Origin of the sequence: Corynebacterium striatum ATCC 6940 (assembly GCF_000159135.1) — a bacterium.
Classification (GTDB): domain Bacteria; phylum Actinomycetota; class Actinomycetes; order Mycobacteriales; family Mycobacteriaceae; genus Corynebacterium; species Corynebacterium striatum.
Genome location: NZ_GG667524.1, coordinates 68,072 through 82,128, shown reverse-complemented (window position 1 = coordinate 82,128; position 14,057 = coordinate 68,072). Strand labels below are relative to the sequence as shown.

15 protein-coding genes and 1 tRNA gene are annotated in these 14,057 nt (G+C 58.0%); 12 read left to right on the top strand and 4 right to left on the bottom strand.

The annotated features are described in order from the left end of the window. Positions 1 to 10: 10 nt before the first annotated feature. The 5 genes from HMPREF0308_RS09595 to rdgB all read left to right on the top strand — a co-directional run bounded on the left by HMPREF0308_RS09595 (position 11) and on the right by rdgB (position 3,744). Positions 11 to 703 (top strand): rhomboid family intramembrane serine protease, encoded by a 693-nt coding sequence (locus tag HMPREF0308_RS09595; protein WP_005531081.1) that lies wholly within the window; start codon positions 11 to 13, stop codon positions 701 to 703. After that, complete coding sequence (gene murI / locus HMPREF0308_RS09590; protein ID WP_005531080.1) at positions 703 to 1,479, top strand: glutamate racemase; 777 nt, start codon at positions 703 to 705, stop codon at positions 1,477 to 1,479. The genes HMPREF0308_RS09595 and murI overlap by 1 nt, the downstream gene beginning before the upstream one ends. A gap of 141 nt (positions 1,480 to 1,620) precedes the next feature. Beyond that, a complete protein-coding gene (locus HMPREF0308_RS09585) occupies positions 1,621 to 2,388 on the top strand; it encodes an MBL fold metallo-hydrolase (protein ID WP_005531079.1) in 768 nt (255 codons plus the stop codon). A gap of 22 nt (positions 2,389 to 2,410) precedes the next feature. After that, complete coding sequence (gene rph, locus HMPREF0308_RS09580) at positions 2,411 to 3,139, top strand: ribonuclease PH (RefSeq protein ID WP_034657421.1); 729 nt, start codon at positions 2,411 to 2,413, stop codon at positions 3,137 to 3,139. Further along, positions 3,133 to 3,744: an RdgB/HAM1 family non-canonical purine NTP pyrophosphatase gene (gene rdgB / locus HMPREF0308_RS09575; protein ID WP_005531077.1), complete on the top strand. Its 612-nt coding sequence runs from the start codon at positions 3,133 to 3,135 to the stop codon at positions 3,742 to 3,744. Before rph ends, rdgB begins: the two co-directional genes overlap by 7 nt. A 147-nt stretch (positions 3,745 to 3,891) precedes the next feature. On the opposite strand, the gene HMPREF0308_RS09570 is transcribed toward rdgB, so the two are convergent. Together HMPREF0308_RS09570 and HMPREF0308_RS09565 are read right to left on the bottom strand one after the other, a co-directional pair. After that, the gene (locus tag HMPREF0308_RS09570; RefSeq protein ID WP_005531076.1) at positions 3,892 to 4,242 is read right to left on the bottom strand and encodes a DUF3817 domain-containing protein; all 351 of its coding nucleotides are present in this window, start codon (positions 4,240 to 4,242) and stop codon (positions 3,892 to 3,894) included. An 11-nt stretch (positions 4,243 to 4,253) separates the two neighbouring features. Continuing rightward, complete coding sequence (locus tag HMPREF0308_RS09565; protein WP_005531074.1) at positions 4,254 to 4,703, bottom strand: hypothetical protein; 450 nt, start codon at positions 4,701 to 4,703, stop codon at positions 4,254 to 4,256. Positions 4,704 to 4,897: 194 nt separating this feature from the next. Here HMPREF0308_RS09565 and HMPREF0308_RS09560 point away from each other — a divergent pair. From HMPREF0308_RS09560 to HMPREF0308_RS09530, 7 genes are all read left to right on the top strand, one after another. Next, a tRNA-Leu gene (locus tag HMPREF0308_RS09560) sits at positions 4,898 to 4,979 on the top strand. Positions 4,980 to 5,257: 278 nt separating this feature from the next. Next, a complete protein-coding gene (locus HMPREF0308_RS09555; protein WP_005531073.1) occupies positions 5,258 to 5,848 on the top strand; it encodes a hypothetical protein in 591 nt (196 codons plus the stop codon). 365 nt (positions 5,849 to 6,213) lie between these two features. Next, entirely contained in the window at positions 6,214 to 8,304 is a 2,091-nt protein-coding gene (locus HMPREF0308_RS09550) for a pyruvate formate lyase family protein (protein ID WP_005531072.1), read from the top strand. Between the two features lie 59 nt (positions 8,305 to 8,363). Next, positions 8,364 to 8,615, top strand: coding sequence for an autonomous glycyl radical cofactor GrcA2 (grcA2, locus tag HMPREF0308_RS09545; protein ID WP_005531071.1), 252 nt, complete (start codon positions 8,364 to 8,366; stop codon positions 8,613 to 8,615). Between the two features lie 3 nt (positions 8,616 to 8,618). Next, positions 8,619 to 9,488, top strand: coding sequence for a pyruvate formate-lyase-activating protein (gene pflA / locus HMPREF0308_RS09540; protein ID WP_005531070.1), 870 nt, complete (start codon positions 8,619 to 8,621; stop codon positions 9,486 to 9,488). 69 nt (positions 9,489 to 9,557) lie between these two features. Beyond that, on the top strand, positions 9,558 to 10,802 hold the full coding sequence (locus HMPREF0308_RS09535) for an alpha/beta fold hydrolase (protein ID WP_005531068.1): 1,245 nt from the start codon (positions 9,558 to 9,560) through the stop codon (positions 10,800 to 10,802). A 173-nt stretch (positions 10,803 to 10,975) separates the two neighbouring features. Further along, complete coding sequence (locus tag HMPREF0308_RS09530; RefSeq protein WP_005531067.1) at positions 10,976 to 12,097, top strand: SPFH domain-containing protein; 1,122 nt, start codon at positions 10,976 to 10,978, stop codon at positions 12,095 to 12,097. Between the two features lie 92 nt (positions 12,098 to 12,189). On the opposite strand, the gene HMPREF0308_RS09525 is transcribed toward HMPREF0308_RS09530, so the two are convergent. Then, complete coding sequence (locus HMPREF0308_RS09525) at positions 12,190 to 13,863, bottom strand: ABC transporter family substrate-binding protein (protein WP_005531066.1); 1,674 nt, start codon at positions 13,861 to 13,863, stop codon at positions 12,190 to 12,192. 78 nt (positions 13,864 to 13,941) lie between these two features. After that, a partial coding sequence (locus HMPREF0308_RS14465; protein ID WP_487042731.1) for an ABC transporter ATP-binding protein occupies positions 13,942 to 14,057 on the bottom strand: 116 nt, incomplete at its 5' end.

Here is a 14,057-nt window from a genome sequence, read left to right as displayed (position 1 = left end):
TGTTGCCATTATGACTTCAGGTGGCACCTCTGGATATTCCTTCCCTAATTCAGCCTTCGGGGCAAACCAGCCCCACGGCGCTTCTTCGCCCGTGCGCACAAACCGCGGCGACTCGAAGAACTACACGCGCGGTGGCCGCATCCGCACTGGCATCAGCCTCGCCGTGGGCTTCCTCGTGGTGGAATGGCTCGTCCAGATAACCAACTTCCTCATCTTCGGCGGGGCGCTGTCGAACTACGGCATTCGCCCCCTCGACTTCAACGGCATCTGGGGCATCTTTACCGCCCCGCTCTTGCACGCGAACTTCGAGCACCTCATCGGTAACTCCGTGCCGGGCGCAATCTTCTGCTTCCTCATCGGCTTGTCCGGACGCAAGGCCTGGTGGGAAGTCACCATTATCACCGTACTGGTCGCCGGCATCGGCACATGGTTGCTGGGTGGGCCGGGTACCTCCCACATCGGCGCATCCTCGCTGGTCTATGGCTGGCTGGCCTACCTTATTATCCGCGGCCTGTTTAACCGTTCCTTCTCGCAAACGGCACTGGGCGTGGTTCTCGGCTTTGCCTACTCCGGCCTGGTGTGGGGCGTGCTGCCGGTCTATGAAGGCGTGTCCTGGCAGGGCCACCTTTTCGGTGCAATTGGTGGCGTGATTGCCGGCATGACTATCACATCGGATGACCCGGTAAAGGTGGCGAAGCGCTAATGCCGGACGCAACCTCGCCTATTGGAATTTTCGACTCGGGCGTGGGCGGACTTACCGTGGCGCGCACGATTATTGAGCAGCTGCCCAACGAGTCGGTGATCTACATCGGCGACACCGAGCATTCCCCGTATGGCCCGCGTCCCATCGCGGAGGTGCGCGAGCTCTCCACGAAGATCGCTGACGAGCTGGTGGAGCGCGGCTGCAAGATGATCGTCATCGCCTGCAACACAGCTACTGCGGCCTTCTTACACGATGCCCGCGAGCGCTACGACATCCCGGTGGTGGAGGTCATCCGCCCAGCAGTGCGCCGTGCGATTGCCACGACCCGTAACGGAAAGATTGGCGTCATCGGTACCGAAGGCACCGTGAACTCCGGGGCTTATCAGGACCTCTTTGCCGTTAACCCGCACGTGGAGGCCCACGCCGTCGCCTGCCCTGACTTCGTCGGTTTCGTTGAGCGCGGCATTACCGCTGGGCGTCAGATCCTAGGTGTCGCCGAGGGCTACCTTGCGCCCCTGCAGTCCGTAGGCGTGGATACATTGGTGCTGGGATGTACCCACTACCCGTTGCTGACCGGCGTTATTCAGTTGGCGATGGGGGACAACGTCACTTTGGTCTCCTCTGCGGAGGAAACGGCCAAGGACGTCATGCGAACTTTGACGGAGACCGACATGCTGGCGCCGGAGGGACAAGAAGCGGTGCGCAAGTTTGAGTCCACCGGAGACCCAGAGACTTTCTCCCGCCTAGCCACGCGTTTTCTAGGCCCGCAGATCTAAAATGCACGGCTCACGTGTGTGAATCTAGTGCTGCAGGCAGGTGCCTGCCCTAGAAATGTGACCTGTGGCTGCTTAGACTGCTTTAGGTCATTTTCACCCCAAATCCAGCAATCGAGAAGGTTTCGTGGAACTATTGAACCCATGAAGCTGACGATTCTTGGCTGTTCCGGCTCAGTTCCCGTCCCGGGAAACGCTGCCTCCGGATACGTTGTGTCCTTCCCGGACGCGCCATCCATCGTGATGGACATGGGCCCGGGCACGCTTGCTCGCCTCCAAGAAGTGCAGGATCCTTGCGATGCGCACATCACCTTTAGCCATCTCCACGCTGATCACTGCCTGGACTTTCCGTCCCTGATGGTCTGGCGCCGCTTCCATCCCACCGCGCCTGCGGCTTCACGCAACTTCTGCATTGGGCCGGAGCATGCGCCTCGCCATCTGGGGCGCTTGTCCGCTGATGAGGTCGATGGCGTCGACGACATGTCGGATACCTTCGCTTTTTCCCCGTGGATCGACCGCGAGCGTCAGCTGCTCGATGACGTCTACATGACGCCCTTTAGGGTCATCCACCCAGTTGAGGCGTATGCGTTGCGCATGGAACATGCCAAGACGGGCAAGACCATTGCTTACTCTGGGGATACGGCGTTTACACCTGCGCTTGTCGACGCCGCACGGGGCGCCGATGTGTTTCTTTGCGAAGCCGCCTGGGGCGAGACCTCTGAGGGCAAGGCCCCGAACATGCACATGTCGGGTGCGGAAGCGGGACGCGTGGCACGTGAGTCCGGCGTCGCAAAGCTGGTGCTCGTTCACCTGCAGCCCTGGGGCGACACCGCGGCAACGTTGCGTGCTGCGCAAGCGGAATTCAAGGGGGAGATCATCCTGGGCGCGCCGGGCATGGAGTTTGAGCTCTAGCTAAGCCGGTAGGGTGGTGGGCATGACTGATTTTTCTCGTGCCGATGGTCGCGCGCTCGACCAGATGCGTAGCGTTCGCATTACCCGTAACTTCACCACCAACCCGGCGGGCTCCGTGCTCGTTGAGTTCGGCAACACCCGCGTGATGTGCACTGCCTCCGTCGAGTTCGGTGTGCCGCGCTTTAAGAAAGATTCCGGTGAAGGCTGGCTGACCGCTGAGTACTCCATGCTGCCGGCTGCCACCCACGACCGCATGCCGCGTGAGTCCATGAAGGGCAAGGTCAAGGGACGCACCCACGAGATTTCCCGCTTGGTGGGTCGATCCCTGCGTGCCGCCGTGGACCTTTCTGAGCTGGGTGAAAACACCATTCAGCTCGACTGCGATGTGCTCCAGGCTGATGGTGGTACCCGCACCGCGTCCATCACCGGTGCTTATGTGGCCTTGGCGGATGCGATTGAGTACTTGAAGTCCGAGGGCGTCGTCCCTGGTGAGCCTCTCTTGGACCCTGTTGCTGCGGTTTCCGTGGGCATCATCGACGGTCAGATTTGCCTGGACTTGCCATATGAGGAGGACTCCCGCGCGGAAGTTGACCTCAACGTGGTCATGCAGGAAGGCGGTGACTTCGTGGAGATTCAGGGCACCGGCGAGCACGGCCTGTTCGGCCGCGACGAGCTGAACTCCATGCTCGATGTGGCGCAGAAGGGCTGCGAGGAGCTGATCGAGGCACAGAAGGCAGCGCTGGGATGGTAAAGCTCCTTGTCGCCTCGAATAACAAGAAGAAGCTAGGAGAGCTCGAACGCATCCTCGCAGACGCGGGAATCGAAGGCGTCGAACTGCTGTCGCTTTCCGCTGTGCCAGCGTATGACGAACCGGTGGAGGACGGGCGCACGTTTGCTGATAATGCACTGATTAAGGCCCGTGCTGGCGTTGCCAATACTGGTATCGCCACGATTGCGGATGACTCGGGTATCGCCGTCGAAGAACTCAACGGTATGCCGGGCGTGCTCTCGGCACGCTGGTCCGGGCAGCACGGCAATGACCAGGCGAACAATGACCTGTTGCTCGCGCAGATGTCCGACGTTCCTGACGAGCGTAGGGCAGCTGCATTCGTTTCGGTTTGCGCGCTCGTGACGCCAGCCGGCAAGGAGTACGTTGCCGAGGGTCGCTGGCCAGGGACGCTCCTGCGCGCGCCGCAGGGCGAGAACGGCTTTGGCTATGACCCGCTCTTCCAGCCGGAAGGCGAGCAGCGTTCCTCCGCCGAGATGAGCCCCGAGGAAAAGAACGCGGTTTCTCACCGCGGCCGTGCGCTGGCGCAGCTCACCGACGTCATCGCTCAGCTCGCAGCCATCAACTAGTAAGCAGGCTGCAAGCACTAATTTCGCAAAACAAAAAGCAGGGAGACACCGGCGCTAGCCGGAGCCTCCCTGCTTATTTTAAGTTTTGTGTGCTTTAACGCTCAGTCATGCTTGAGCACGGAAACGGTGCTCATAGCCGCGCTGGTATTAGCGGTTGAGCTGGAACTGTTCTGTGACTTCGAGGCGGCGCTTGTGCTCCATCCAGAAGGAGAGGAAAGGAACAACACCAGCGAGGGCGGTAGTGATGAGCTTGCCCGCCGGCCACAGTGCACGTGGTCCGAGGACCAAGATGGAGACCAAGTAGACCATGTACGCGAGGCCGTGGGCCTGCGCGATGTAGGTGGCCCAGTGCGGAATCTCGACGCCGACGATGTACTGCAGGATCATGCGGGCTACGAGGATGAGCAGGAAAATACCGGTGACCGTTGCCGCGATGGAGAAGAACTTCAGCGGGCCGCGGATGCGGGCCTGGCGGTCTGGGTGAACTTGGTTAGTCATGGATTCTCTTTCTAAAACTGATCATCGTAGGCGGCGCCGCGCTTGCGGCGCTGTTGGTTCATGGCATTGAAAGTCTCCACGTCCATCTGCGGACGCTGCGGAAGGAAGTCCTCATCGATCTTGGTGACCTCACCGCGTTTTTCTTTCTCAGCTGCCGCTTCATGTTTGTAGTCGGTAATGCCCATGGCGGAGGCCTCATTTTCAGCCTCAATACGCTCGTTCTCGTAGTTCAATGCTGTCTTGTAAGCGTAGACCACAAAGACTGCGAAGAGTGGCCATTGGAGGGCATAGCCCAAGTTCTGGAATGTGCCCGACCCGGAGCGAAAGCGGGTCCACTGCCAGTAGGCGAGGAACAAAAAGAGCACTACGAAAAAAGCGATGAGGACGATATGCCACCATCGCACCTTCAACTTCTGCTTTTTCGGCACGCTGTTGTTGCTCACCCGTAATAGCCTACCCATTGTTTTTAGAAAAGTGGATTTATGCCTTAGCCAGCACGATTGTGGGGCGGCGCACGGTTGTAGGAAGGAACGGGTGCGTCCCCGCGCGCGCCTGGTTTTAGTGATACTGAAATCAGTGTGTAAACTACTGTCGCAGTTGCATTGCGGTACTCCTCCCTACACTTGAGTGGAGTGGTGGTTCCAATGTAATGAATGCGCCCGTGGCGGAATTGGCAGACGCGCTAGATTTAGGTTCTAGTGTCTTATGACGTGAGAGTTCAAGTCTCTCCGGGCGCACAGCAGGCCTCCGCATTGCTGCGGGGGCCTTTGTTTGTGCCCGGTTTGTGCCCGGATTAGGGCAGAATCTGGCGCTTTTTATGTCCGTTTAGTAACGAATAGACCACAACTATGTCCGATGGGGAATCGGAAGAGATGGGGCGTCGATGACCTCAATGGACAACAAACTTTGCTGACCTCCCCGTGCGCATCTCGGCGCGTATCCCAAGTACGTGCTGCGATTGCCCGCCACGGGAAAGACGGCCGCCAATTCATTGACAGTGAGGAAGTAAACCGCCATGAAAAAGTTCAAGACAGCCCTGATTGCCATTCTTTTGGTCGCCGTAGTAGCGCTTGGCGGGGTTGCAATTTTGCAGAACAAGGGCATCATTGGCACCCAGGGGGATGCGTTGAACACACAGGTTATCAAGTCTGTGGAACGGAAAGAACAGGTTGTGCTGCTTAGCCTGGGCATCGAGGGCTTGGCCGAAAATTCATCGAATAAAGAGATACTCGGCGTCGGTATTCCGTGGACTGACCGCACCCAGTTCGTGCAATACTCTTACAAGGCCAAACTTGGAATCGAAGGCAAGGACGTAAAAGTCGAGCAAACCGGCGAGCACGCCTACAAAGTGACCATCCCGAGGTTCATTTTCATTGGCCACTCCGATGAGCATTTTAAGACCGCCGTCAACGATAATGGTGCTCTTAGCTGGATTACCCCCGAGCTCGATGCTGCCGATACGGTTTCGAAAATTCTTGATGAAGGTGAGAAAAAACAGAACATTTCGGACAACCGGGGTGTCTTGCAGGACCAGGCAAAAGACTTCTACACGGGAATCATTAGGTCAGTAGATAATAATGCTGAGCTGGAGTTTAGCTTCAAGTAGGGGTGGGAAATTATGGGGTCGCTACGGCGGCCCCTTGCTCGTTTGGTGATAAAAAATCTATCAATTTAACGTGTGGAAACTCACGTTCGGGGGCAAAATACCCCCGATATAAACGGTATATACGTCTTTTTTGAAAGGGGTGACCTGCAAGAGGGCTGATTTGTTACGGATGTGCCCTGTTGCACATTTTCTCAAGTAGGAGGGGTGCAGTCACGGCTTCTAAACTTGGAGACAAGAGGCGCTCGTCGCTCAGATGGTGAAGCCCGAGTTTGAAATACAACTCCGCGACACAGTGACAGGAACTAGCGGCATGGCGCCCCGACTCACTTGAATGAAACGTGTCAAACAAGAAGGGAGTCACAACAGTGACCACCGCAACGCAACCGCTGCAGTTTGAAGCCTGGAAGGGATTCGAGCCTGGCCCATGGGCTGAAGGCATCAACGTCAGGGACTTCATCCAGCGCAACTACACTCCGTACGATGGAGACGCTTCCTTCCTCGCGGGCCCAACCGAAAAGACTCAGCGCACGTGGGACACCCTCGAAAAGGACTACCTGTCAGTAGAGCGCCAAAAGCGCATTTTCGATGTCGACACTCACACCCCAACCGACATCGACGCTTTCCCAGCCGGCTACATATCAGAGGACGATGACGTCATCGTCGGGCTGCAGACCGACACCCCGTTGAAGCGTGCCATGATGCCGAACGGTGGTTGGCGCATGGTCGAGCAGGCCATCCGCGAAGCGGGCAAGGAGCCAGAGGCTGAGATCAAGAAGATCTTCACTCGCTATCGCAAGACCCACAACGATGCCGTCTTCGACATCTACACTCCGCGCATCCGTGCTGCCCGATCATCACACATCATCACCGGTCTGCCTGACGCATACGGCCGCGGCCGCATCATCGGTGACTACCGTCGTGTCGCCCTCTACGGCGTTGACTACCTCATCGCCGAAAAGGAAGCTAAGAAGCACGAGGTCGGCGACCTGGGCTTCAGCGAGCACTGGGCACGCTACCGTGAAGAGCACGCAGAGCAGATCAAGGCCCTGAAGAAACTCAAGATCATGGCAGAGTCCTACGGCTTTGACATTTCCGGCCCTGCAAAGACTGCTCATGAGGCAGTCCAGTGGACCTACTTCGGCTACCTGGCTTCCATCAAATCCCAGGACGGCGCCGCAATGTCCATCGGCCGCCTGTCCGCATTCTTCGACTGCTACTTCGAGCGCGACCTCGCAGCCGGCCTCATCACTGAAGAGGATGCACAGGAAATCATCGACCAGCTCGTCCTGAAGCTGCGCATCGTCCGCTTCCTGCGCACCGAGGACTACGACCAGATCTTCTCCGGTGACCCATACTGGGCAACCTGGTCCGACGCTGGCTTCGGCAACGACGGCCGCCACATGGTCACCAAGACTTCCTTCCGTCTGCTGCAGACCCTGGTCAACCTTGGCCCATCACCAGAGCCGAACATCACTATCTTCTGGGACCCAGCACTGCCAGAGGGCTACAAGAAGTTCTGTGCGCACATCTCGATCACCACTTCTTCCATCCAGTACGAGTCTGACAAGCAGATTCGTGAGCAGTGGGGCGATGACGCAGCGATTGCTTGCTGTGTTTCCCCGATGGAAGTTGGCAAGCAGATGCAGTTCTTCGGCGCTCGCGTTAACGCTGCAAAGGCCCTGCTCTACGCTATCAACGGCGGTCGTGACGAGGTCACCGGCAAGCAGGTCGTCGAAGGCTACGACGCAATCCAGGGCGACGGCCCACTGGACTTCGACGAAGTCTGGAAGAAGTACGAAGAGATGCTGGACTGGGTAGTCGGCACCTACGTCGAGGCACTGAACATCATCCACTTCTGCCACGATAAGTACGCTTACGAGGCAATCGAGATGGCTCTGCACGACTCCAACATCGTCCGCTCCATGGGCTGCGGCATCGCAGGTCTGTCCATCGTTGCTGACTCCCTGTCCGCCATCAAGTACGCAAAGGTTTACCCAGTGCGTGACGAGACCGGCCTGATTGTGGACTACAAGACCGAGGGCGACTTCCCGTTCTACGGCAACGACGATGACCGCGCCGATGACATCGCCGCCACCATCGTCCACACCGTGATGGCAAAGATTAAGGCCATCCCGATGTACCGCAACGCAATCCCAACCCAGTCCGTTCTGACCATTACCTCCAACGTGGTCTACGGCAAGGCAACCGGTGCCTTCCCATCCGGCCACAAGGCTGGTACCCCGTTCGCACCAGGTGCTAACCCAGAAAACGGCGCCGACAGCCACGGCATGGTCGCTTCCATGCTGTCCGTGGGCAAGCTGGACTACAAGGATGCGCTGGATGGCATCTCGCTGACCAACACCATCACCCCGTCTGGTCTCGGCCGCACTCCGGAGGAGCGCATCGACAACCTGGTGGGGGTTCTGGATGCAGGCTTCATCATGGAGTCCGAGTAAGCCACCTGCAGTCAATCAAGTTTCCCAAACCAACCTCAACCAATTTCAAGGAGAAAACCATGGCAACCCCAACCTTCGACGAGCGTCTTGCAGCCATGAAGGCAAACCGTGACGAGCACCAGATGAACTCAGGTCTCTACCACGCAAACATCAACGTTCTGGATAAGGCAACCCTCGAGGACGCTGTCGAGCACCCAGAGAAGTACCCGAACCTGACCGTTCGTGTTTCCGGCTACGCAGTGAACTTCGTCAAGCTCACCAAGGAGCAGCAGCTCGACGTCATCTCCCGTACCTTCCACCAGGGTTCATAAACAATGGCTGATGGCATTACTGGAGTGGTGCACCTCGACCCCCAAGCGGGCGAGAAGGTGCGCGGAGCGGCCGCCGGCCTAGGTACCGATAACTCCCTCGACGAGATCAAGCGCCCAGAGCTCATGGAGGCACGTCGCACTGGCGACATCGCCCTCGTACATTCCTGGGAGCTAGTAACCTCCGTCGATGGTCCCGGTACTCGCATGACGATGTTCATGTCCGGATGCCCGCTGCGCTGTCAGTACTGCCACAACCCTGACACCATGGAGATGAAGGTGGGCACCCTCGAGCGCATCGAGGACGTCGTCAAGCGCATCAAGCGCTACAAGCCCATCTTCAAAGCCTCCGGTGGCGGACTGACCATCTCAGGTGGCGAGCCGCTGTTCCAGATTGCGTTCACGCGACGTGTGCTCAAGGAAGTCCACGATGCTGGTATTCACACCACCATCGATACCTCCGGTTTCTTGGGCTCCCGTCTGCGGGACGAAGACCTGGAAAACATCGACCTCGTCCTCCTCGACGTTAAATCTGGTGACGAGGAAACCTACAAGTTGGTCACCCGCCGCGAGTTGCAGCCGACTATCGACTTCGGTGACCGGCTGTCGGCGATGGGTAAGCCGGTGTGGATCCGCTTTGTTGTGGTTCCAGGACTTACGGATTCCCCTGAAAACGTGCGAAACGTCGCCGAGATCGTGGGGCGTTGGAGCAACAACGTCGAGCGTATCGAGGTGCTTCCGTTCCACAATATGGGTGCTGATAAGTGGCATGAACTGGGCTATCCGTACACCCTCGAGGACACGAAGCCGCCAAAGCCGGAGGACATCGAAGCAATTCGTGACGTCTTCCGCGCGAAGGGATTCACCGTTTACTAAACGAGTCTTCTCTGAATAAGAAAAGTTTTTAGCGCTGCGCCACTATGGTGCGGCGCTAAACTTTTATCCATGACTCGTCGTTTCGGATACCCAGTAAGAGAACACACACTTTCCGTCCCGTGGGACTACAACGACCCGCAACAGGGCACGTTTGAGCTCTATGCTCGTGAAATCGGTGACCCGGATAAGCCCGCCATTCTCTATAACCAGGGCGGGCCAGGCTTCCCAGCCCCGCGTCCACTGGGGGCGTCAGGTGTCATCGGCAAGGGCCTGGAGCGCTACCGCTGGATCCTCATGGACCAGCGTGGCACCGGCCGCAGCCATCGCATTGATGAGCTTTCCGACGCCGCCGACTTAAGCGTCGAGCGCCTTAAACTGCTGCGCCAGGACAACATCGTGCGCGATGCGGAGCGGCTGCGTGAGTACCTTGGCATCGACAAGTGGTCTTTGTTCGGCCAGTCCTTTGGCGGATTTTGCATCACGAGCTACGTCTCCTTGTTCCCCGAGTCTGTGGACAAGGCCTTCCTGACCGGCGGCCTCCCGACCTTGGACAAGGGCGCAGACGATCTTTATCGTTCCACGTTCACCAAGCTCAAGATGCGCCAACAGCGCTTCTTCGACTACGTACCTTTCGCGCAGCAGCGCATCGCGGAAATCATCGATCACCTGGACAACTCGCAGGAGGTTTTGCCTACTGGGGAGCGCTTGAGCTCGCTTCGCTTCCGCACCATCGGCATCGAGCTGGGCCGTGGCTCCGGATTCGATTCCCTGGGCTACCTGCTTGAGGAGCCTTTCCGCACCGTGGGTGGGGAGAAGCGCTTGCGCTCCGATTTCCTCCACGAGGTCGGTGCTCGCGTGAGCTTCCAGGGTGGGCCATTGTATGCGGCCATCCACGAATCCATCTATGGCAGTGTGGGCGGCCAGCACGTCACGGGCTGGGCGGCGCACCGCGTGCGCGAGGAGTTCCCGGAGTTTGCTGAGTCAGGCACGTGGCTGACAGGCGAGCACATCTTCCCGTGGCAGTTCGATGAGGATCCGGCGCTGCTTGCCTTCAAGGATTCGGCAGAAGCGTTGGCGCAGCTTGAGTGGGACGCCGCGCCTTACGACGCCGCGGCATTGGGCAACGCCGAAGTGCAGGCCGCCGCAGCTGTCTATCTGGATGACATCTTCGTGCCCTTCGAAGAGTCGATGCAGACCGCTAGTGCCTACCGTGACCTGCGCCCAATGGTGACCAACAAGTTCCAACACAACGGAATCGGCCACGACGGCGAGGGCATTCTGGGCGAGCTCTTCCGCTTGGTTGATGACCACTAGAACGCCCGTTTGCGCCGGCCGGCCCCCGGGGTCGGTCCCCGCTGCCTAGCCCCTTGTCTTGTTCGATAGCAGTTTCATTAAGATTTTTCTTTCCCGCTCGCGCACTTATTTAAGGTGTGGAAAGGTGAGGAGGAATCAAGAATTGAACGAAAAATGGACGAGAGGAAGAACCAATGTTCGGAATGTTTTTTGTTGGTGTTGTGCTGCTGGCGATTGTTTTGACCATTTTCGATGGTTACTACATCGTGCGCACCCGTGAGGCTGCCATTGTGGAACGCCTGGGTAAGTTCGTGACCGTGGCGCACGCTGGCCTGCACTTCAAGCTGCCGTGGGTTGATCGCGTGCGCGACAAGATCAGCTTGCAGGTGCGCCAGCTCGATGTCATGGTGGAGACCAAGACCAAGGACAACGTCTTCGTACAGATTCCGGTCGCCGTCCAATACGAGGTTGTGCAAGGCCGTGAGCGCGAGGCCTACTACATGCTCTCCAACCACGAACAGCAGATCGTGGCTTATGTCCAGGACAACGTTCGCTCCTCCGTGGCGAACATGGACCTGGATGATTCCTTCTCTTCGAAGGACACCATCGCGCAGAACGTTGCGATGTCGCTGCGCGACAACATGGCTGCATATGGCTGGCACTTCGTGAACACCCTGGTTACCGATATTCGTCCGGATACCCGCGTGCGCGAGTCGATGAACTCCATTAACGCTGCGCAGCGTGAGCGTGAGGCGGCTATCGCACAGGCTGAGGCGGAGAAGATTCGCGTGGTTAAGGAAGCCGAAGGTGCCGCTGAGGCTAAGAAGCTGCAGGGTCGCGGCGTGGCTGAGCAGCGTAAGGAAATTGTTGAGGGTATCGCGCAGCAGTACGAGATGCTGCGTGCTGCAGGCGTTCAGGAAAACCCAGAGACCCTGATGCTGGTTTCCCAGTACCTGGACGCGATGGTCGATGTGGCAGATCGCTCACACACCAACGTCCTTTACATGCCGTCCAACCCAGGTGGCATGCAAGACCTCTTCGGCGGCATGCGCGACGTACTGCTGTCGACTCAGGCTATTAACAATGAAGCCTCTGGTGGACTCGACCGTGAGCAGCGCGAGCGCTTGGAGCAGCTGCGTGCGCAGAATGTACAGCGCGCGCAGCAGGCGGCGCGCGAGGCGCAGCAGCAAGCCCAACAGAGCGCTCAAGCTATTGAGCAGCCGCCGTACGCCGACGGTGCACCACAGAGCAAGGCACCGCAGACGGCACGCCAGTATTTCGACGAGCTGCGTGACCAGCTCAAGGGCGATAACTAAGGCGATTACTAAAACAAAAAACTGGCTCCGCTCAATGACTCATTGTCAACGAGTCATTGAGCGGAGCCAGCTTTTTGTTTGCGGCTGAGGTTTTACTCGGTGTAGCCGATGTTTTCGACCTCAAGTACTGCGAAGGAGTTAGCTCCGAAGTTAGCTAGCTTCGGGCTGGTAGCTACCATGGCCGGGCCGTTGTAGATAGGCATGATGCCATAGGTGGACAGGGCCTCACGCTCCAGCTCGTTGCCCTTCTTGATCTGCTCGTCAGGATCTGCGATCTTGGCCAGCTCCTCGATCTTCTTATCCATCTCCGGGGTACCGGTGCCGGACTTGTTCAGCTCGGAGTCGGAGCGGTAGATCTGACCAAAGTACGCGATGCCGAATGGATCACCGGAGGAAAACCCCATTGGGAAGATATCGAAATCCTTCTTGGTGGCGATCTCCGAGAAGTCGGAGGAAGGACGCTCTTCGACCTTCAGATCGATTCCGATGTCCTTGAGCATCTTCTGCGTTGCAGTGGCCAGTGCTTTGGAAATGACGCTGTCACCCAGCAGGGTATAGCGCATCGAAAGCTTCTTGCCGCTCTTCTCGCGGATTCCGTCGGCTCCTTCCTTCCAGCCGGCTTCGTCCAGCAGCGACTTGGCCTTTTCGGCATCGAACTTCACGACGGCACCAACGTTGTCCTCGTAGCCCTTCTGGGTCTGATAGAGATTGAGGGAGCCCGGCAGTTCTTCCTTGTAACCGTCGAGACCGTTGAAGCGGATGGCGGCCAGCTGGGAGCGGTCGATGCCGGTCAGCACTGCCTCGCGGACCTTGATGTCCTTCAGGATCTCGTTGCCAGAGTTGAGAACGAACAGGGAGTTAGAAGGCGACATTGCGGTGCGGATCTCAATATCATTCATGTCCTTAACCGCAGCTAGACGATCCTTATTGCCCACGCCGGTGGCGTCGATTTCGCCTGCTTTGAAGGCATTGATGGAGGCTTGGTCTTCCATCTGGCGGTAGGTGACTTTGTCGAGGAATGGCTTGTCGCCCCACCACTTTTCGTTTGGCACGAAGGAAACCGTGCCACCGACGAAGTCGACGTTGTCGACCTTGTATGGGCCAGCACCCCACTCTGGGCGCAGCTCGCCCAGGTATGCCTTGTTGAACTTCTCTGCGGAGTCGACCTGCGGAGGAAGCAAGAAGTTGAACAGGCCCTCCCACCATGGGTAGGCCTGCTTGTAGGTGACCACAGCTTGCTTGTCGGTCTCGCCCTTGGTCACAGACTCGATGAGATTGTAACCTTCGGTGCTGGAGACATTGAGGGACTTATCCTCGCCGTTGTTGTACTTCCAGGTGTGCTCGAAGGACTTCCAGTCAATCGGCGTGCCATCGTTGTACTGGGCCTTGTCGTGGATGGTGTAGGTGATGACGGTCTTGCCGTTCTTCTCCTCTTCTTTGATGTCGGTGATGTAGTCGTTGTTGGGGTGGAACTCACCGGAGCCGTCGAAAAGCCCGATTTGCGGGTTGTAGTACTTCCACACGTCGCTGGTATACCGGGTGCCGTCGGCGTGGAATCGGTTTGCCTGCTGGGACAGCTCTTCCAGTGCCAGGCGAAGTTCGCCGCCTTCCTTCAGCTCGGAGCGGTCCTTTGGATTGTAGGAACCGTCGAGCTTGACGTCGATGGCTTCGCCCGAGGATTCTGAATCGCTGCTAGAGCAGCCGGAGATGACGAGAGCGGAGGCAGCGATGACCGCCAACGTAGCATTACGGAGTTTTAGGTTCATGGTTCGAATCTTCCTTGTGGGAGGGGGGAGGAATTACAAAGAGATGAAATATTGAGTTTTAGGTCGAGCGCGGGGGTTCTAAGAGGCATGTTCCTCGTAGATCACCCGCTTGCGGTTGCGTTCCACGGCAGGATCCGGGATAGGGATAGCGGACAGCAGCGCCTTGGTGTACGCGTGCTGCGGGTTATCGAAGA